Source organism: Thioclava sp. DLFJ4-1 (assembly GCF_002020145.1).
GTDB lineage: Bacteria > Pseudomonadota > Alphaproteobacteria > Rhodobacterales > Rhodobacteraceae > Thioclava > Thioclava sediminum.
Genome location: NZ_MPZT01000003.1, coordinates 67334 through 86315, shown reverse-complemented (window position 1 = coordinate 86315; position 18982 = coordinate 67334). Strand labels below are relative to the sequence as shown.

At 64.7% G+C, this 18982-nt stretch carries 15 protein-coding genes; 9 read left to right on the top strand and 6 right to left on the bottom strand.

The features are described from left to right. Window positions 1–18 precede the first annotated feature (18 nt). On the bottom strand, window positions 19–699 hold the full coding sequence (locus BMI85_RS10275) for an FAD-binding oxidoreductase (RefSeq protein ID WP_078601235.1): 681 nt from the start codon (window positions 697–699) through the stop codon (window positions 19–21). Window positions 700–837: 138 nt separating this feature from the next. Beyond that, window positions 838–1821: a hypothetical protein gene (locus BMI85_RS21420; protein WP_168174771.1), complete on the bottom strand. Its 984-nt coding sequence runs from the start codon at window positions 1819–1821 to the stop codon at window positions 838–840. A 234-nt stretch (window positions 1822–2055) separates the two neighbouring features. On the opposite strand from BMI85_RS21420, the gene infC reads away from it, so the two are divergent. The 5 genes from infC to BMI85_RS10240 all read left to right on the top strand — a co-directional run bounded on the left by infC (window position 2056) and on the right by BMI85_RS10240 (window position 8487). After that, window positions 2056–2598, top strand: a complete 543-nt coding sequence (gene infC, locus BMI85_RS10260) for a translation initiation factor IF-3 (RefSeq protein WP_078549943.1) — start codon at window positions 2056–2058, stop codon at window positions 2596–2598. A 639-nt stretch (window positions 2599–3237) separates the two neighbouring features. Next, window positions 3238–5553, top strand: a complete 2316-nt coding sequence (locus tag BMI85_RS10255; protein ID WP_078601233.1) for a glycosyltransferase family 2 protein — start codon at window positions 3238–3240, stop codon at window positions 5551–5553. 65 nt (window positions 5554–5618) lie between these two features. Further along, on the top strand, window positions 5619–6284 hold the full coding sequence (locus tag BMI85_RS10250; RefSeq protein WP_078601232.1) for an SDR family oxidoreductase: 666 nt from the start codon (window positions 5619–5621) through the stop codon (window positions 6282–6284). Window positions 6285–6328: 44 nt separating this feature from the next. Then, on the top strand, window positions 6329–7372 hold the full coding sequence (locus BMI85_RS10245) for a glycosyltransferase family 2 protein (protein WP_078601231.1): 1044 nt from the start codon (window positions 6329–6331) through the stop codon (window positions 7370–7372). A gap of 176 nt (window positions 7373–7548) precedes the next feature. Further along, a complete protein-coding gene (locus tag BMI85_RS10240; protein ID WP_078601230.1) occupies window positions 7549–8487 on the top strand; it encodes a hypothetical protein in 939 nt (312 codons plus the stop codon). Window positions 8488–8580: 93 nt separating this feature from the next. Here the strand turns inward: BMI85_RS10240 and BMI85_RS10235 are convergent, their stop codons facing one another. After that, window positions 8581–8793 (bottom strand): DUF1127 domain-containing protein, encoded by a 213-nt coding sequence (locus BMI85_RS10235; RefSeq protein ID WP_078601229.1) that lies wholly within the window; start codon window positions 8791–8793, stop codon window positions 8581–8583. Between the two features lie 172 nt (window positions 8794–8965). Here BMI85_RS10235 and pyrC point away from each other — a divergent pair, with 172 nt between their 5' ends. The 3 genes from pyrC (at window position 8966) to BMI85_RS10220 (ending at window position 12528) form a co-directional block, all read left to right on the top strand. Beyond that, a complete protein-coding gene (gene pyrC / locus BMI85_RS10230) occupies window positions 8966–10006 on the top strand; it encodes a dihydroorotase (RefSeq protein ID WP_078601228.1) in 1041 nt (346 codons plus the stop codon). Between the two features lie 109 nt (window positions 10007–10115). Beyond that, window positions 10116–10793: an orotate phosphoribosyltransferase gene (locus BMI85_RS10225; protein ID WP_078550681.1), complete on the top strand. Its 678-nt coding sequence runs from the start codon at window positions 10116–10118 to the stop codon at window positions 10791–10793. Window positions 10794–11028: 235 nt separating this feature from the next. Further along, on the top strand, window positions 11029–12528 hold the full coding sequence (locus BMI85_RS10220) for a replicative DNA helicase (protein WP_078540536.1): 1500 nt from the start codon (window positions 11029–11031) through the stop codon (window positions 12526–12528). 153 nt (window positions 12529–12681) lie between these two features. Here BMI85_RS10220 and BMI85_RS10215 read toward each other — a convergent pair whose 3' ends face one another. From BMI85_RS10215 to BMI85_RS10205, 3 genes are all read right to left on the bottom strand, one after another. Continuing rightward, window positions 12682–15249, bottom strand: a complete 2568-nt coding sequence (locus BMI85_RS10215) for a PBP1A family penicillin-binding protein (protein WP_078601227.1) — start codon at window positions 15247–15249, stop codon at window positions 12682–12684. 167 nt (window positions 15250–15416) lie between these two features. Continuing rightward, complete coding sequence (locus BMI85_RS10210) at window positions 15417–16631, bottom strand: N-acetylmuramoyl-L-alanine amidase (protein ID WP_246832538.1); 1215 nt, start codon at window positions 16629–16631, stop codon at window positions 15417–15419. A gap of 202 nt (window positions 16632–16833) precedes the next feature. Next, a complete protein-coding gene (locus BMI85_RS10205) occupies window positions 16834–17973 on the bottom strand; it encodes an aminotransferase class I/II-fold pyridoxal phosphate-dependent enzyme (protein WP_078601226.1) in 1140 nt (379 codons plus the stop codon). Between the two features lie 203 nt (window positions 17974–18176). On the opposite strand from BMI85_RS10205, the gene BMI85_RS10200 reads away from it, so the two are divergent. Further along, window positions 18177–18947 carry a DsbA family protein gene (locus tag BMI85_RS10200; RefSeq protein ID WP_078601225.1) on the top strand — a complete coding sequence of 257 codons (771 nt, stop codon included), beginning with the start codon at window positions 18177–18179 and terminating at the stop codon, window positions 18945–18947. Window positions 18948–18982 lie beyond the last annotated feature (35 nt).

Here is an 18982-nt window from a genome sequence, read left to right as displayed (position 1 = left end):
AGACGTGATCGGACAACGTCAGTCGAAATCCTCGCGGATGATGCGGTCTTCCTCGACGCCAAGCTCCTTCAACGTGGCCTCGATCTCATCGACCATCTTGTCGGGACCGCAGATGTAGAACTTGCCGCTCTCCTTCTCGACGAAGGGCGCGAGGAAGCCGCGATCGACATGCATCGAAACGACGCCCTTGCCGGGGTCGCTCTGGTCGGTGACGGTCCAGACGGTCTCCAGCCCCTTCATCGCCTCGAACTCGTCGCGCAGGATGATGTCGGCTTCCGTCTTGTTCGAGAAGATCAGGCGGCAGCCCCCCAGCGTCCCTTCGCGGGCCAGACGTGCACGCAGGATCGAGATGAAAGGCGTCACCCCTGCCCCGCCCGCGATGAAGGTGCCGGGGCCTTCGTCCTTGATCGCGCCCCACGGGTCGGAAACCTCCACCGCCTCGCCGGGCGTGAGCGTCGCGATCTGCTCGGTCACGCCGTCATGGTCGGGATAGGATTTGATGACGAATTCCAGCGTGTCGCCATCTACCGGGTTGGTGAAGGTGAAGGGACGCTGCTCGTCGGTCCAGCCTTCGCGGGTCAGGTTCAAATCGACCGCCTGACCGGGCGCGAAGTCGAACCCTTCGGGACGCGGGAAGACGAGGTGATGCGTGTCATGGGTGACGGGGGAAATGCTTTGCAATTCGAGACGGGTGCTCATGGCGGGCTCCTTTCGTTGAAGAGCGAACGCAAGGCTTTGCGCAGACGTTCCCACTCGACTGGGCGGATCGCGAGGAAAAGGGCCGCGCGAGGGAATGTCGCGCGGCCCTTGGCGTTTCCACGGATGCAGCGGCTCGGATCAGAAGCCCAGCGCCGCACGGATCTGATCGACCACACCTTCGACGAGTTGCGGATTGTCGCGCGCGCTTTGCACCGCTGTGCGCAATTGCTCCTTCGTCGCTTCGGGCAGCTCGGACGTGTCGACGATATCCATCACCCGGTCCGCGTCGAACCCTTCCACGGTCAGCGCCTTCGCCGCGCTCATCACGCCCTGCGCCGGCACCGGCTTTTGCGTGTCGCCACCGCTCGCAGTACCTGCGGGGGCCGCCGACTGTGCGGCGTTCGTCGCAGCGGCTGCGGCGTCGGCTGCGGCATTGGCGGCTTGGCTGGCGGCATCGGCTGCCGCTTTTGCCGCCGTGCTCGCGCCTTCGACAGCGCTATCGGTCGCCTCCTCTTGCGCCCCGCTGGCCGCCGAGGCAGCCGCATTCGCAGCTTTCGCGGCCGCTTCCGCCGCCGTCGTTGCAGCCTTCGCGGCATCGGTGGCAGCCGCGCTGGCCGTATCGCTTGAGGAATCCATCGTGGCTGTCGCGGCCTTGCTTGCAGCGGAGGCGGCGTCCTTGGCCGCGTCACTCGCGTCGCTCGCCGCCTGCTGCGCGGTCTCGGTCGCTTTCGAGACGGTGTCGGCGGCGCTTTGAGCGGCGTCGGTGGCGGCGCTTTGTGCCTGATCGGCTCCGCTCTGCGCAGCCTCTTTCGCGGCATCGGCGGCGTCCGCCGCCGCGTTCGAGCCTGTATCCATCGCGCCCGAGGCCTTTTCCTTCACGCTATCGGCCGCGTCGGACGCCGCTTGGCTCGCCTTGTCAGCGGCGGCCTTCACCGACTCGCCCGCAGACTTCACCGCATCGCTGGCCTTGTCGGCCATGCTCTTGTCGCCAGACTCAGTGCCAGCCGTTGCGTTTGTCGTCGTATCGGTCGCGTCGGGCGAGTCTGTGATATCGGTATTGAGGATGATCAATCCGGCGGCCACCGCCAACACCACGATCGCCGCTGCCACAATCTTGTTCATCACGCTTTTTCCCTTGATTGTCTCTCTCTGCGGGCGCTATTCACCCCGCCTCGACCACTGAGCACAGCCACGCGCACGGACCGCAATCGCACCGCAAACGCCTTTGCCCTGCCCGGCAGGACACAACGCGTTTCCTCCCTGCCCGGTTCCCGTGCCTTTGCGGTTGAATACGGCGGCACTCGGGACTATCTTTTCCGCCCGAAATTACTCAATGGCTACAGAAGGATTCCCACCATAGCCCGCAGACCCCATAACGCCCCGCCGACCCGTGACACCGGCCCCCGAGTGAACGGCCGCATTCGTGCGACCGAGATCCGCCTGATCGGTGCCGAGGGTGAGAATGTCGGCGTGGTTACCCCGCGCGAAGCGATGACCATGGCCGAAGAGGCCGGGCTCGATCTCGTCGAGATCTCGCCCAACGCCAATCCGCCCGTCTGCAAGATCATGGATTTCGGCAAATTCAAATACGAACAGCAGAAGCGTGAAGCCGAAGCCCGCAAGAAGCAGAAGACGATCGAAATCAAGGAAGTCAAATTCCGCCCGGGCACCGATGTGCACGACTATGACGTCAAGATGCGCAACGTGGTGAAGTTCCTCGAGAACGGCGACAAGGTGAAGGTCACCCTGCGCTTCCGCGGTCGCGAAATGGCGCACCAGGATCTGGGTCTCGAGCTTCTCAACCGCGTCCGCACCGATGTGGGCGAGTTGGGCAAGGTCGAGAACATGCCCAAGCTCGAAGGCCGCCAGATGGTGATGATGATCGCGCCAGCGAAATAACCGCCCGAGCATCGCGAGATGGTTTGAACCCTCCCCTCACCGGGAGGGTTTTTTCATGGCCCGTCGCGGGTGGCTCGTGCATTTCGAGGGGACGAAAAATTAAAGCGCCGCGGGAGGGAGACCCGCGGCGCATTTTGGGGAAAAGACGAGGGAGAACGTCTGTTCCTCTGGTCGGGTTCTGTGCGGTTTGGGCCGCGTCAGGGAGATCAAGAACCCGATGCACTTGTGATATGGGAGTATCCGTGTGCTGAACTTGACTTAGGTCAAAACTCAGCCGGTTTGAACTGCGACAAACTGTTCCAATGGTCACGTTTCTGGCAGGGTTGGTGAGCCGCGTGTGAGGAAAACCATACCTGACGCCTGACGCCCCGCCTTCGGACCTGTCTTTTCGGGCTCGGGAAGCACACGGCGCGATCACGCAAGCGAGTCGCCCGGTCGACCTCTCGATGTCCTTTTCTTCCCGCCCCATCCGGTCTTGCGCGCGCTTCGTCGCGATTGCCCCGGTTTCGCCACCCGATCCGCGCGAAATCGCCCGGTTCGGAGGCGAGATCGATTCCCGCAGGCGCGCGACCGCCGCGCGCTCTTTATCGCGTCACCCCCTGCGTGCTAGTTGGAACGAGAGGCAGTTTCGAGATCGACATGGGCAAGCAACGAGTGATCCGGCGCGGGATGCAGGCGCAGACGGGCAAGCCTGCGCTGCTCGACGCGGTGGGCTGGACCGAGGACACCGATCTCGGGCCCCGCCACCATCTGCGCGCTTTCTTCGCCGCGCCGTCTCAGGCCGATGATCTCAGCTTCGATGCCGTGCCCGGGGCCGCGCATCTGGCCGAGGGCCGCAATGTCGCGGGCGCGGTGATGGCGATCTACGAGCCGACCGCGCCGGGCCCGATTCAGGCCGCGATGTCCGGGCCGGACGGGCCAAGCCTGCGCGAGATTACGCCCGCCGCCCCCGATTGGGAGATGTTCGAAGGCCGCAGCTGCCTGTTCGGGCTGCGGCTGGAGGAAAGCGTCGAGACCGTGCTCGATTGGCTGAGCTGGCATCACGACCATCACGGCGCGACAGGCGCGGTGATCGTGAACCGCGCGCCCGAGGACAGCCCCGCAGGCACCGGCGAGAGTTTCGCCGATGCGCTGGAAGCTGGCATGGCGCTGCGCGAGCTGGACCTGCCGGTCGCGATCCTTGAAAGCCCGCTGCCGCTCGGCAAACCCGATCAGGGACCGGAGAACCACGTCTTCCTCGCCCCCGACGCTCCCGGCAAGGACCGGATGGAGCCGCCCGCCCCCGATCCGCAGCGCAGCCCGCTGGGTCAGGCGCTGATCTTCGAGATCGCGAAATGGCGCTTCTTTGCAAAGGCGGCCTCGGTGCTGGTGCTCGACGTGACCGATCTGCTGGCGGCGCGCGAGCCGGGCCAGCCCTCGGCTTTCGAAGCCACGCAAGAGGCCGAAAACGGCGTAATCCTTCTGGTGGGCCGCCGCATCTACCCTTGGCGCGTGCGCAACGATCAGCCCGCGCGCTTCCCCGACCATATCTGCCGCCAGTTCGACGCGCGGCGCGGTATCGCGCGCTGGGGTTGCGCGCCGCAAAAGGCCGGGCTGGAGAATACATGGCGGCTCTTGCGCGTCAGCTATTGCCGCCCCGATCCGGGGCTGACCTACGGCTTCTGGCGCGCGATGGCGCTGCGGGTGCCGGGCACCTCGCCTGCGGAACTCGCGCCCAAGACCTCGCTGGTGGAGGATGAACGCCTGCTGCACCTGTCGCGCGACATCTGGGGGTTCAAGCCGGTGCGCCCGCCGGTCTCCAAGGTGAAGGACGCGCCCGCGCAGGCCGTCGAGGCAGGCCGTACCGCCATCGTTACCACGATGAAGAACGAAGGCCCCTTCATCCTCGAATGGATCGCCTATCACCGCGCGATCGGGGTGGATGATTTCCTCGTCTATACCAACGACTGCACCGACGGCACCGATACGATGCTCGATCTGCTGCAGGCCAAGGGCTACGTCCAGCACCGCGAGAACCCGTTCCGCACGATGGTCGACATGAAGCCGCAGCACGCGGCGCTGGCGGCGGCGGAAAATGAGCCGGTGATAACCAAGGCGGGCTGGTCGATCTGCATGGATGTGGACGAGTTCATCAATGTGAAGATCGGCGACGGCACGCTGAAATCGCTGTATCAGGCGATGGGCGAGGCGAACATGATCGCGCTGACATGGCGTCTGTTCGGCAATGCGGATGTCCATGAGTACGAGGACAGCTTCATCACCGGGCAATTCACCCGCTGCGCCCCCGAGATCGTGCGCAAGCCGCATCAGGCCTGGGGCTTCAAGACGCTGTTTCGCAATATCGCGCTCTACAAGAAACTGGGTGTCCACCGCCCCAAGGGGCTGAACCCGGACCTCTGGGATCAGGTGAACTGGCTCAACGGCTCGGGCCAGCCGATGCCGCGCGAGATGTTCCGCAATGGCTGGCGCTCGACGCTCGACACCTATGGCTACGACTGGGTGCAGCTGAACCATTACGCGGTGCGCTCGGCCGAGAGCTTCCTCGTGAAGCGCGACCGGGGCCGGGTGAACCATGTCGATCGCGATCAGGGGCTGAACTACTGGTTCCGGATGAACCATAACGCGGTCGAGGATCGCTCGATCCAGCGGATGCTGCCCGCCGCTCGCGCTGAGTTCGACCAGATGATGGCCGATCCCGAGATCGCCGCCGCGCATGCCCATTCCGTCGCCTGCCACCGTGCGAAGATCGAAGAGCTGATGGCGCGCGCCGATCAGCGGGAGTTCTACGAGACCCTGACCTCGGAGCGGTTCGAGGCGCTCTCGCGGATGCTGCATGTCTTCGGCTCGGCCGTGTTCAACACCGGCCCGCATGTGATCCCCGACGACCTGCACGCCCGCGATTTGCCCCACGACTTCTTCTTCACCGTCGAAGCCCCCGACGAGGCGACGCACTAAGCGCGGCGCCTTTACCCATGCGCGTCCTGACCTAGCTCTCCGAGCAAAGGAAAGGATACGAAAACATGGCACGCATTTTCATCATCGGCGCGACAGGCGGCGTCGGGCATCGGCTGGTCCCGCTTCTAATTGAGGCAGGACACGAGGTCACCGCGCTGCACCGCAAACCCGAGCAGGCCGACAGCCTGCGTGCGATGGGCGCGACGCCCGTGCAGGGCGACCTGATGGAGCTGACGGCGGGCGATTTCGAACCGATGTTCGAGGGCCACGACGCGGTCGTCTTCTCGGCGGGGGCTGCGGGCTCCGGGCTGGAACGCACCACCCGGATCGACGGCGAGGCGCCACTCGACGCGATTGCCGCGATGAACCGCACCGGGGTGCCCCGGCTCTACCTCGTCTCCGCCTTCCCCGATGCCGGGCGCGGCAAGGAGATCAAGCCGGGCTTCGAGCATTACATGCTGGCGAAGAAGACGGCCGATGCTGCCGTGGTCGCGAGCGGGCTCGACTATGTCATCCTGCGCCCCGGCACGCTTCTCCATGAGGAGGGCGACGGGCGCGTGGCGCTGGCCCATGCGCTCGATTACGGCTCGGTCGCCCGCGGCCATGTCGCAGCGGTTCTGGCCGCGCTGATCGACGTGCCCGAGATCAGCCATGAAATCCTCGAGCTGACCGACGGCACCGAGGAGATCGCGGCAAGCGTGGCCGCCCTGCCGCGCCACGTCGCCGTGTGATCCCAGACACTTGCGGGCGCGCGCGGCCTCACTACAGTGGCGAAATGCGTGCGCTCGCGATCACATCCGTCAAGAATGAAGGCCCGTTTCTGCTGGAATGGCTGGCGCATCATCGCGCCATTGGCTTCACGGATTTCCTCGTCTTTTCCAATGACTGCGAAGACGGCACCGATGCGATTCTGGATCGGCTGCAGGAGATCGGCTGGCTGACCCATGTGCCCAATCCCGGCCCGTGGAAGGAAGGCCCGCAATGGGCGGCGTTGAAACAGGCCGACGCGCATCCGCTGGTGGCTCAAGCCGACTGGATCGCGGTGATCGACGTTGACGAATTCGTCACCATAAAGACCGGCGACGGCACGCTGGACGCGCTGATCGAGGCGGTCCCGCAGGCCACCGCTTTCGCGATGACTTGGCGGCTCTTCGGCAATTGCGGCGTAGTCGGTTTCGAGGATCGCCCCGTCACGCAACAGTTCCCCCGCTGCGCGCCGCCGGACATGCTCTGGCCGTGGCGCGCGTCGATGTTCAAGACGCTGTTTGCCAATACTGGCGCCTATGCCAAGCTCGGCGTCCATCGCCCCCGCGCGCCGCAAGACAACAAGCTGGCAGGCACGCTCTGGGTCGACGGATCGGGGCGCAAACTACCGCCTCACTATCAGCGGCAGAAGCTGTTCACCCCGCCCGGCAGCGCGCCTTACGATCTTGTGCAGCTCAACCATTATCCGCTTGGGTCGATGGAGGGCTACCTCGTGAAATGCGACCGTGGCCGGTCGAACCGACAGGCAGGCGCCTTCGACATGTCCTACTGGGTGGAGCGCAATTTCTCGGACGTGGAGGACGATTCGATCCGTCGCCACGATGCGGGCACGCAGGCGCGCCTCGCCGAGCTGACCGCCGATTCTGACCTGCCCGACCTGCACAATAAGGCGGTTATGTGGCGCAAAGCGAAAGCCCGCGCGCTTCTGCGCGAGGAGCCGTATCGCGCGCTTTTTGGCAGGCTTCTTCTCTGCCCGCCAAGCCGCCCGCTCTCGCCGCAAGCCGCTAAACTCATGGTTCGCCTCGCAAAAGCGGCGATTACCGAGAACCCGTGAACAAACGCAGCCAACTAGGCCGATTGTTGCCCATTAAGAAATGTGGCGGCAGATTCCTCGCTTGGCTCCTATTTGTGCCCCTTTCCTGCGGTGATACGTTGGATGAGCAGAATTGGCGGTGTCCCGCCCGCGCCCGCAGCAAGCGAAGCGCGCACGAAAGCTGAAAAGAGGCAACGGTGAACAAGGCAGACACGGACTGGCGTGCACGGCTGGAAGCGATCGCGGACGAGACCGGCTATCACGAGCCGCTCGGCACCGATCACGAAGTGCTGTTTCACGACGACTCGCCCGTCCTGATCGTCAGCTTCGAGACCCGAGCACAGATCGAGGCCGATCGCGAAGAGGCGCTGCCTTTCGGCTACAAGATCGCCCGAGATGAGGGCTGGTCCGCGCTCAGCGTGATCGCTTCGGACGAGAGCTGGTTCCGCGACCCCGCCATCTATGCCTATTTCGACCGCCTCGTCGACGAAGCCTTCTTCGAGGATTTCGACCGCGTGGTGTTCTACGGCGCCGGTCCCTGCGGCTATGCGGCGGCGGCGTTCTCGGTCGCGGCGCCCGGCGCCACGGTGATCGCGCTCGCTCCGCAGGCAACGCTCGACCCGACACTCGCGGGCTGGGATGACCGGTTCCCGCAGACCCGCCGCATGTCCTTTACCGATCGCTACGGCTTCGCGCCTGAGATGCTCGATGGCGTAGAGCGGGCCTTCGTCTTCTATGACCCGTTCGAGCGGCTCGACGCGATGCACGCGGCGCTGTTCGCGCGGCCTTGCGTGACGCTGATGCCGTGCCGGCATATCGGCCCGGATCCGGCGGCGGGGCTACTCGATATGGATATTCTCGACGAGGTTCTGATCGCTGCGGGCGCGGGCAAGCTGACCCCGTCCCTGTTCTGGACCTTCTTCCGCGCCCGGCGACTCTCGAAACGCTACGTGATCCGGCTGGTCGACCACCTGCGCCGAGCGCGCCGCCCGGTGCTGGAAGCGATCCTGTGCCGCGCGGTCGGGACCAGCCAGAACCGTCCGAAATTCCGCAACCGCTATGAGGCGCTCGCCCAGAAGCTCGCCGAGCAGGGGGTCGAGTTGCCGGAGCCACAAGAACGGGCTGGCGCGGCCTGAGCCCCGATCGAGAGACTGAAACGTAAAAAGGGCGCGCCCCGGCTGGGGCACGCCCTTTTTCAATGCGAGGCGTTTGGGCGCCCCGGACCGCGATCAGATGTAGAAGCGGTCGCGGAACACGTGGCGCACGATGCCGTCACGGGTCAGACCCATCTCGGCCAGCTCGGCGTCGCTTTTCGCGTCGAGCGCGCGGATCTGCTCTTGGCGCGACTGGCGCTCCATATAGGCGACGAGGCCTTGCGTGATTGCGTGGCCCATACGGGCAAAGATCGATTGTTCGCCATGGGCGGTGGTAACGAATGCCATTGGAAACCTCCTGAGGTTCAGCGTTCAGGTCGTTTTCTCCCTTGGCACTGAATTTAGGTCAGCTTTGCTGCCAGTGGTACCGCCATCTCCGCATCCCCGCCATGCAATTGCTGCAGCGCGGCATGCGCGCTCCCTCTGGATTTGCACGCAGCCTCGGGCTAAGGACTTTTTCATGAGCACGATCACCCTGCCCCGCCCCGACGACTGGCACCTGCATCTGCGCGATGGCGCGATGCTGGAAGGTGTCGCCCCCGAAACCGCCCGTGATTTCGCCCGCGCGATCATCATGCCGAACCTCGTGCCACCCGTGGTGCGCGGAGACGATGCTGCCGCCTATCGCGAGCGCATCCTGAAGGCGCTGCCCGAGGGGAGCGATTTCGAGCCGCTGATGACGCTCTACTTGACCGAGAAGACCGATCCGCAGGATGTGGCGCAAGCCGCAGCCTCCGGTCTGGTCAAGGCGGTGAAGCTCTATCCGGCGGGCGCCACGACGAACTCGGACTCGGGCGTGCGCGATTTCGACAAGGTTCGCGGCGTGCTGGAGAAGATGGCCGAGATCGGCCTGCCGCTTTGCGTCCATGGCGAGGTGACCCGCCCCGAGGTCGATATCTTCGACCGCGAGGCCGTCTTCATCGAGACCGTGCTGGACCCGATCCGGCGCAAGACCCCCGGGCTGAGCGTGGTGATGGAGCATATCACCACGAAAGACGGCGTGGATTACGTGGCCGCGCAGGGCGACGACATGGGCGGGACGATCACCACCCATCACCTGATCATCAACCGCAACCATATCCTCGTGGGCGGGATCAAGCCGCATTACTACTGCCTGCCGGTCGCCAAGCGCGAAACGCATCGGCTGGCGCTGGTTGAGGCCGCGACCTCGGGCAATCCGCATTTCTTCCTCGGCACCGATAGCGCGCCGCATGTGGACGCCGCCAAGGAAACCGCCTGCGGCTGCGCGGGCTGTTTCACCGCGACGCACACGATGCCGCTTCTCGCACATGTGTTCGAAGCGGCGGGCGCGCTCGACAAGCTCGAAGGATTTGCTTCGCGCAACGGCCCCGCCTTCTACCGGCTTCCGGTCAACGAGGGCACGCTGACGCTCGAGAAGACCGACCAGCCCAACACTTGGCCCGCCAAACTCGAGACCGGCGCGGGCCCCGTCACTCTCTTCGATCCGGGTTTCCCGGTCCATTGGCATGTAAAACGCTGAGTTTCGCCTTGGCGAAAATATCCCCGCCGGAGGCTCCCGGGTCAGCCGAAGGACGCTCCGCGGGGGATTTTTAGACCAAGCCGAAACCAGCCTTGATAAGGACGAGATGATGATCCCCAGCTCCTTCCCCAGCAAAGAAGAAATCGCCCGCCTGACCGCGCGGATGCTTCTGGAAATCGAAGCAGTGCATTTCAACGCCGACGAGCCCTTCACGCTCGCCTCCGGCCTGCCCTCGCCGACCTATATCGATTGCCGCAAGCTGATCTCTTTCCCGCGTATCCGCTCGACCTTGATGGATTTCCTCGCCGTGACGGTGATGCGTGAAGCGGGCTTCGAGGCGTTCGACAATATCGCGGGCGGCGAGACGGCGGGCATCCCCTTCGCCGCGATGGTGGCCGAGCGTCTGGCCCTGCCAATGACCTATGTGCGCAAGAAGCCCAAAGGTTACGGGCGCAACGCGCGCATCGAGGGCGCGATGACCGAAGGCCAGCGCGTGCTGCTGGTCGAGGATCTGACCACCGATGGCGGCTCGAAGCTGAGCTTCGTCGACGCGATCCGCGACACCGGCGCGAGCTGCGGCCATACAGCGGTGATCTTCTACTACGGGATCTTCCCCGAGACCGTGCCGAACCTGCGCGAGCATGGCGTCGAGCTGCATCACCTGTGCACCTGGTGGGACGTGCTGGCCGAGGCGCGCGCACAGGGCAGCTTCTCGAAGGAAACGCTCGACGAGGTCGAGGCCTTCCTGAGCGATCCGCGCCCGTGGCAGGACGCGCGCAAGGGCTGAAACAGCCCGGAGATTCCTGTGGATGATCCTGTGGATGCTCTGGGGAGCGTTTTAGCTCCGAATCTCGCGCTTCGAAAATAATCGCGAGATGTGGTAGGCTCCCTACGGGCAAACACCATAAATTCCGAAAACTCCGCTGAAACAGCGGGGTTTTCCCCAATCTTATCCAGATTCCCTTTTCCCCCGACTGCGGCTAGAAGACCGCGCAGAGGGACGGGGACACCGAGGCAGGTACATGAACGATCAGGCACAACGACCCGATGAGGGACAGCCCGGAAATTTGCCCGCAGAGGGCACCGCACTGCCCCATAATATCGAAGCGGAACAGCAGCTTCTGGGCGCGATCCTCACCAATAACGACATCTTCGACCGGATCGCCTCCGTCATCAAACCGGAGCATTTCTACGAGCCTGTGCACCAGCGCATCTACGAAGTCGCGGCGGCGAAGATCCAGAAGAACGCGCTCGCCTCGCCGGTGACGCTGAAAGCCTATCTCGAAGACGACGCGGGCCTTCAGGAACTGGGCGGCCCGGCCTATCTGGCGCGTCTGGCGGGGGCGGCGATCTCGGCCTATGCGGCGCGCGACTATGCGCTGATGATCTACGAAATGGCGGTGCGCCGCGGGCTGATCGAACTGGGTCAGGATATCTCGTCGCGCGCGGGCAAGCCGCAGATCGACGACGACCCGAAGGAGCAGATCGCATCCGCCGAGCAGCGGCTCTACACCCTCGCGGAAGAGGGTCAGGCGCAGAAGGGCTGGACCTCGTTCCTGTCGGCGGTGACCGAGGCCGTGCAATCGGCCAACGCCGCCTATCAGCGCGATGGCGGGCTTGCGGGCGTCTCGACCGGGCTTGTCGATCTCGACAAGAAGCTCGGCGGCTTCCACCCGTCGGATTTGCTGATCCTCGCAGGGCGTCCCTCGATGGGGAAAACCTCGCTTGCGACCAACATCGCCTTCAACATCGGCAAGGCCTACAAGAAGGGCATGCGCCATGACGGGGTCGAGGGCGCGATCGAAGGCGGCGTGGTCGGGTTCTTCTCGCTCGAGATGAGCGCCGAACAGCTGGCTGCGCGTATCTTGTCCGAAGCCTCGGAAGTGCCCTCGGAGCGCATCCGCCGCGGCGACATGACGGAGAGCGAATTCCGCCGCTTCGTCGAGGCCGCGAAGGCGCTGGAGAAATGCCCGCTCTATATCGACGACACCCCCGCCCTGCCGATCGGTCAGGTCGCCGCGCGGTGCCGTCGTCTGAAGCGGACGCATGGGCTCGACGTGGTGATCGTCGACTACCTGCAGCTGCTGCGCGGCTCGGGCCGGGGCGACAACCGCGTGCAGGAGATCGGCGAGATCTCGATGGGTCTGAAGGCCATCGCGAAGGAGTTGAACATCCCCGTGGTCGCGCTGTCGCAGCTGTCGCGGACGGTGGAAAGCCGCGAGGACAAGCGCCCGCAGCTCTCCGACCTTCGGGAATCGGGCTCGATCGAACAGGATGCCGACGTGGTTATGTTCGTCTATCGCGACGAATATTATCACGAGCGTCTCAAGCCGCCGGAGGACGACCCGAAATTCGCCGAATGGATGCAGAAGGCCGAGCGCGTGCATGGCAAGGCCGAGGTGATCCTCGGCAAGCAGCGTCACGGGCCGATCGGCACGGTGGAATTGGCCTTCGAGAGCCAGTTCACGCGCTTCTCGGATCTGGCCAAGCCCTGGCAGGGCGACGGCAACGAAGGCTTCTGAGCCGGGATTGGGGGCTCTGCCCCCGCCCCTTACGGGATATTTGGGCAAGCCCGAACCGCCAGAGATCTGGCAGACATAATCGAGCAGAAACGGAAAAAGGGGGGCCAACGCCCCCCTTTTTTTAGTGTCTGTCGATTGTAGTGCGCGGCGCGCTCAGTAGAGGCCGCCTGCCGATAGCGAGCCGAAATCGGCCTTCTTCTTCGGGATGACCTTCTGCTGGCCGGTCGAGGTGGTGACCGTCGTAGAACCCGCATCGTCGCGTTCGCCCTGCGCAAACAGCGGCAGGTTCGAGCCCATCGCGAAGCCACCATCGACGACCAGCGAGCCGAGACCCGACATGTCCTGACCGGGGCGCAGATACTCGGCCTGCACGAATTCGCCGGTGGCGGAGTCCGAGAGACGCTCGCCGGTATAGCGGTTGAACTTCGCCCAGGTGCCGCCCGGCGGAACCTTGAACTTCGAGCCGCCGAATTCCTTGATCGCCTCGCGCATGAACTCGTTGAACACGGGCACACAAAGCGTGCCGCCATAGGCGTGACGGCCCAGCGAGCGCGGGTTGTCGTAGCCCATGTAGCACGAGGCCACGATGTTCGAGCTGAAGCCGGTGAACCACACGTCCTTCGCGTCGTTCGTCGTACCGGTCTTGCCCGCGATCGGAACCGGCAGATCGACGCCGTAGCCGGAGCCGCGCTTCACCACGCCCTCCATCAGCGAGATCATCTGATAGGCGGTGATCGGGTCGATGATCTGGTCGCGGTGGCTGACGATCTTCGGCCCCTGCCCCTCGGGCAGGTTCGGATCTTCGCAATTGGCGCAGCTGCGCTGGTCGTGGCGGTAGATCGTGCGGCCATAGCGGTCCTGCACCCGGTCGACCAGCGTCGGCTCCACGCGCTCGCCGCCATTGGCGAACATCGCATAGGCCGAGATCAGGCGGAACATCGTCGTTTCCTGCGCGCCGAGCGCATTGGCGAGGAACTGGCGCATATGGTCGTAGACGCCGAATTTCTCGGCATAGGCCGCGACCGTCTCCATGCCGATTTCCTGCGCAATCCGGATCGTCATCAGGTTCCGCGAATGCTCGAGGCCGGTGCGCATCGGCGTCGGGCCGTAATATTTGTTCGACGCGTTCTTCGGCCGCCACATGCCTTGGGGCGTGTTGATCTCGATCGGCGCGTCGACCACGATCGTCTCGGGCGAGAAGCCGGAATCCAGCGCCGCCGCATAGACGAAGGGTTTGAAGTTCGAGCCCGGCTGGCGCATCGCCTGCGTGGCGCGGTTATAGACCGAGGACTGATACGAGAAGCCGCCCTGCATCGCCAGCACGCGGCCGGTATTGACGTCCATCGCCATGAAGGCGCCTTCGACCTTCGGCACCTGGCGCAGCGTCCAGCGGATGAAGGAGCCATCGCTATCCTTCGTCATCGCGCGGACCTCGACGACGTCGCCGGTCTCCAGCAGGTCCTGCGCCTGTTTCGCGCGCGGACCGAGCTTGCCGTCATCCTTCAGCTTGCGCGCCCAGGTCACATCCTCGGGCGGGATCCAGTGGCCGTCTTTGTCTTCCTCGATGCCTTCGATGCCGATGCGAGCCGAGCCGCCCTCGAAGCCCAGCACCACGGCCGGGTGCCAGCCGTCGATGTCGCGCGGGGCTTTCGCGGTCGAGACATCGGAGAGCGCGGCGCGCCAATCGGCTTCCTTGCCCAGCTTGTCCTCGGCGATCTTCGCCCCGGTGCCGCGCCAGACGCCCTGCTCGCGGTCGTATTTCTCCAGCGCATGTTGCAGCGCCTTCGTCGCATGGGATTGCAGATCGGGGTTCACGGTCGCGCGGATCGTGAGGCCGCCGCCAAAGAATTCCTCTTCGCCGAAGCTCTTCGACAGCTGACGGCGAATTTCGTCGGTGAAATAGTCGCGCGGCGGAAGCTGCGCACGGAACGGGGCGTAATCGCCGTTCTGCACGGATTTCAGCGGCTTGTTCTGCTCCGCCTCCATCGTCGCCTTGTCGATCCGGCCGTCCTCGTACATCCGGCGGAGCACGTAGTTGCGGCGCTCTACGGCGGTCTTGTAGTCGCGCACGGGATGCAGATCGGCAGGCTTCTTCGGCAGTGCCGCGAGATAAGCGGCCTCGCCCACCGTCAGATCGGCGAGCGGCTTGTTGAAATAAGTCTGCGCGGCAGCGGCGACCCCGTAGGAGTTCTGCCCGAGATAGATTTCGTTGAGGTAGAGCTCGAGAATGCGGTCCTTGCTCAGCACATGCTCGATGCGCGAGGACAGGATCAGTTCCTTGATCTTGCGCTCCACCGAGCGGTCTGCAGAGAGAAGCAGGTTCTTCGTCACCTGCTGGGTGATCGTCGAGGCGCCGCGCACGTCGCGCCCGCCCGACTTCACGGCCGTAAACATCGCCGCGGCGATCCCGCGCGGGTCGAAACCGGGGTGGATGTAGAAATTCTTGTCTTCGGCCGAGACGAACGCGCCCTTCACCCGATCGGGAATGTCGCGGATCGGCACGAAGAGGCGGCGCTGCTCGGCGAATTCGTCGATCAGACGACCGTCGCCGTTATAGATGCGCGAAATGGTCTTCGGGCGGTATTGCGCAAGCTGGTCATAGCTCGGCAGATCGCGCGAATAGATCCAGAAGATCGCCCCGATGGTGAGCGCGGCAAAGAACAGCCCGGTCACAACCCAGGAAAACACGCCGCCGATCGAGCCGAGAATGAAACGGATCACAGATACACCCCTTGCCTCGGGGCAGATCACCCCATCGCGCCAGCCTATACATCGCGCCTTCGTGACGGTCAAAGTAATGTGCGCTCACGCTTCCGAGAAGACTCCGGATGTTCACAATCCCGCTCAATGGGCGGATGACCGCGCGTCAGACCGGGAACAACCCGCGATTACTGGCGCAAAAGCTTCGCTTCCGCTGCATCGCCCTGCGCCCATGTCTCGACGCCTTTCGTGATCGCCTCGGCCATTCGTGCGCGCCAATCGGGATCCTTGAGCCGCGCGCGATCGGCGGGCGACGACAGGAAGCCCAGCTCCACGAGGACCGAAGGGATATCGGGCGATTTCAGCACCGAGAAATTCGCGCCCTGCACCGGGCGTTTGTGCATATGCAGTCCCGCGCCCTTGATCGCGCCCGCCAGCACCTGCGACAGCCGGACCGAGCGCGGCTGCGTGTCGCGCCGCGCCAGATCGACGAGAATATGGGTGATCGCATCGCCCTGCCCGTTCAGATCGACGCCCGCGAGGATATCGTCGCGGTCGTGGCGCTGCACGAGCTTGCGGGTCGCCTCGGTTTCGGCGTGATCCGCGAGCCGATAGATGGTGGAGCCGGTCGCCTTCCCCTCAGCGATGGAATCGGCATGGAGCGAGATGAAGAGATCCGCGCCCGACGCCCGCGCCACCGTCACGCGGGTTTCGAGCGGCACGAACACGTCCTGATCTCGGGTCATCACCACCTGCATCCCTGCCCGGCGCATCGCGTCACGCAGTTGGCGGGCGAAACCCAGCACGATATCGGCCTCATGCGCGCCGCCATCCTCCGCCCCCGGATCGATGCCGCCATGGCCGGGATCGAGCACGACCTTCAGCGGTCGCGTCCCGTCCTGACGGCGATGCGGCGCGACGGTCGGTGCGGGTTGCGGCAGATCCCACAGGGCGGAATCGGCGGCCCCCTTGCGCGGGGTGAACTTCGCCGCGGGCACCTGCGCCAGCGTCAGCGCGATCTCGGGGTCGCCCTTGGTGCGTTCCTCCGAGGTGACGAGGCGCATCGGATGGGCAAGCTCGGCCACCATCCGCGACCAACCGGGCCGGAACTTGCCCCAGCGCAGCCCTTTGATCGCATCGCTGCCCTTGAGCAGGCTTTCTGGCGGGTTGGCGCCGAAATTCACCTCGCGGAAGTCGATGACGAGCCGGTAGGGATCGGCCAGCAGAAAGGCGCGATACGGCACGGGCTGACTGATCCCGAGCGTGATCGCGACCTTATCGCCGCTTTGCGCGATCTGGCTGCGCTCGGGCGCGTATTGCGCCAAGGCCGACAGGTCCTGCGCCCGCGCAGGCAGAGCCAGCGCGAGAGACATCGCGAGAAGAAGAATGAACCGCCCGATCATACGCGCCCCGTTTTTATGCGCTTTCGTTTTGCGGGCACTATAGCGGCCGGGTTCGCGCGGAGCAAAGGGCGAATGGGCACGTTGGCGCGGGGCGCCCAGCTCGGGCCGCGCCTGCCCGGCCCTCCGCTTACGCTACAGGCGTTCGCCGGACGTCCTTCCACTGGAAGGACGCTTGATCCGGCTCACCCCTCATCGCAAGGCGTCAGCGGTTTTCCATGAAGCTCCGCAGCCGCTTGATCCCCTCGGCGACCCGCTCGGGGCTTTGCGCATAGGAAAACCGGATGGTCTGCGCGCCGCGATGGGGGTCGAAATCCATCCCCGGCGTGACCGCCACCCCGACGCTCTCGAGGATTTCCGCGGCGAAAGCGGCGCTATCCTCAGTCAGCTCCGACACGTCGGCATAGAGGTAGAACGCCCCATCGGGCGGCGCGATCCGGGTGAAGCCCATCTTCGGCAGCTCTTCGAGCAACATCTGCCGGCTCTGCCCGTAGCGCGCGACATTCTCGGCCATCTCTTCGAGGCTCTCCAGCGCGCCCAAGGCCGCCACCTGGCTCGCATGGGGGGCGCAGATGAACATGTGCTGCGCGAGACGCTCCACGGTGCGCAGATGGTTTTCGGGCACCACCATCCAGCCCACGCGCCAGCCCGTCATCGAGAAGAATTTCGAGAAGGAGTTGATCACGAAGACGTCGTCGCTGATCTCCAGCGCCGAGACCGCACGGCCCTCATATTGCAGCCCGTGATAGATCTCGTCCGAGATGAAGGCGATATCGCGGGCCTGACAATGCTCGATCAGCGCCTGCAGCTCCGGCTTGCCCAGCATCGTGCCCGACGGGTTGCCCGGCGAAGCCACGATCAGCCCGGCCAGATCGTCCGGGATTTCCTCGGGCGTCGGCTGGTAGCGGTTCTGCGCTTCGGTCGGAATGCCCACCGGCTCAATCGAGAGCGCCTTGAGGATCTGGCGATAGCTCGGATAGCCCGGCTCGCCCAGACCCACCTTGTCGCCCACATCGAACAGCGCCGTGAAGGCCAGCTGGAACGCCCCCGACGAGCCCGACGTGATGACCACGCGCGCGGGATCCAGATCGATGTCGTACCAGCGCTTGTAGAGCTTCGCGATCCCCTCGCGCAGATAGGGCAGCCCCAGCGCCACCGTGTAGCCCATCGGCTGGCTCTCCAGCGCTTCGGCCAGACGGCGCTTGGCGGCCTTCGGCGCGGAGGTGCCCGGCTGGCCCACTTCCATATGCACGATGTCGCGGCCCGCAGCCTCCGCCTCTGCCGCCATGCGCAGCACATCCATCGCGATGAACGGTTCCACCTGCCCGCGTTTCGACTGCCGCATCCGCCTTCTCCTTGCCGCTTGAGATTTCGCCCAAGGGGTTAGGCCGAAGCCGCCCGAGCGTCAATGCGGCGTCACTGCACGCATATGTCGTCGCGCGCCTCGCGATGAAGCCGCGCCCTGCGCGCTAACGCCCTCTTGATCCCGCGCGCCCGAGCGGTCAGGTTGCTTGCGAACCAACAGGACCCGATCCAAAGGATACGCCCATGCTCCGCACGCTTCTGGCCGCGACCGCCTTCGCCGCGCTCGCCACGGCCGCCCCGCTCACCCCGGCAGCCGCGCAGGATTTCGACTTCGCCAACATGTCCGACAGCCAGAAATCCGCCTTCGGTGACGCCGTGCGCGAGTACCTGATGGCCAATCCGCAGGTTCTGGTCGAGGCGATCAACGAGTTGGAAGCCAAGCAGCAGGCGCAGCAGGCCGATAACGACAAGCAGCTGATCAAGACCAATGCGAAGGATATCTTCGAGGACGGTTACAGCTGGGTCGGCGGTAATCCCGATGGCGACATCACCGTCGTCGAGTTCATGGATTACAAATGCACCTACTGCAAAAAAGCCTATGACGAAGTCTCGGACCTGATCTCGAAGGACGGCAATATCCGCTTCATCGTCAAGGAATTCCCGATCCTCGGGCAGCAGTCTGAACTGGCGGCGCGCTTCGCGGTCGCGACGAAGCAGATCGACGGCGACGACGCCTATGCGAAGATGCACGACACGCTGATGAAGGCCCGCGGCAATCTCACCGTCGAAAGCCTGAGCCAGTTCGCCAAGGACCAGGGCCTCGACCCCGATCCGATCCTGAAGCAGATGAACGATGACAAGGTGACCGAGGTGCTGCGTCAGAACTACCAGCTGGCACAGCGCATGGCGATTTCGGGCACCCCGGCCTTCGTGATCGGCGGGCAGCTGCTGCGCGGCTACGCGCCCGAAGCGGCAATGGCGAAAATGGTAGCAGAAGAGCGCAACGCCGAGTGATCCGCATCTGAAGAACGCCGCGCACGGCATTCTTT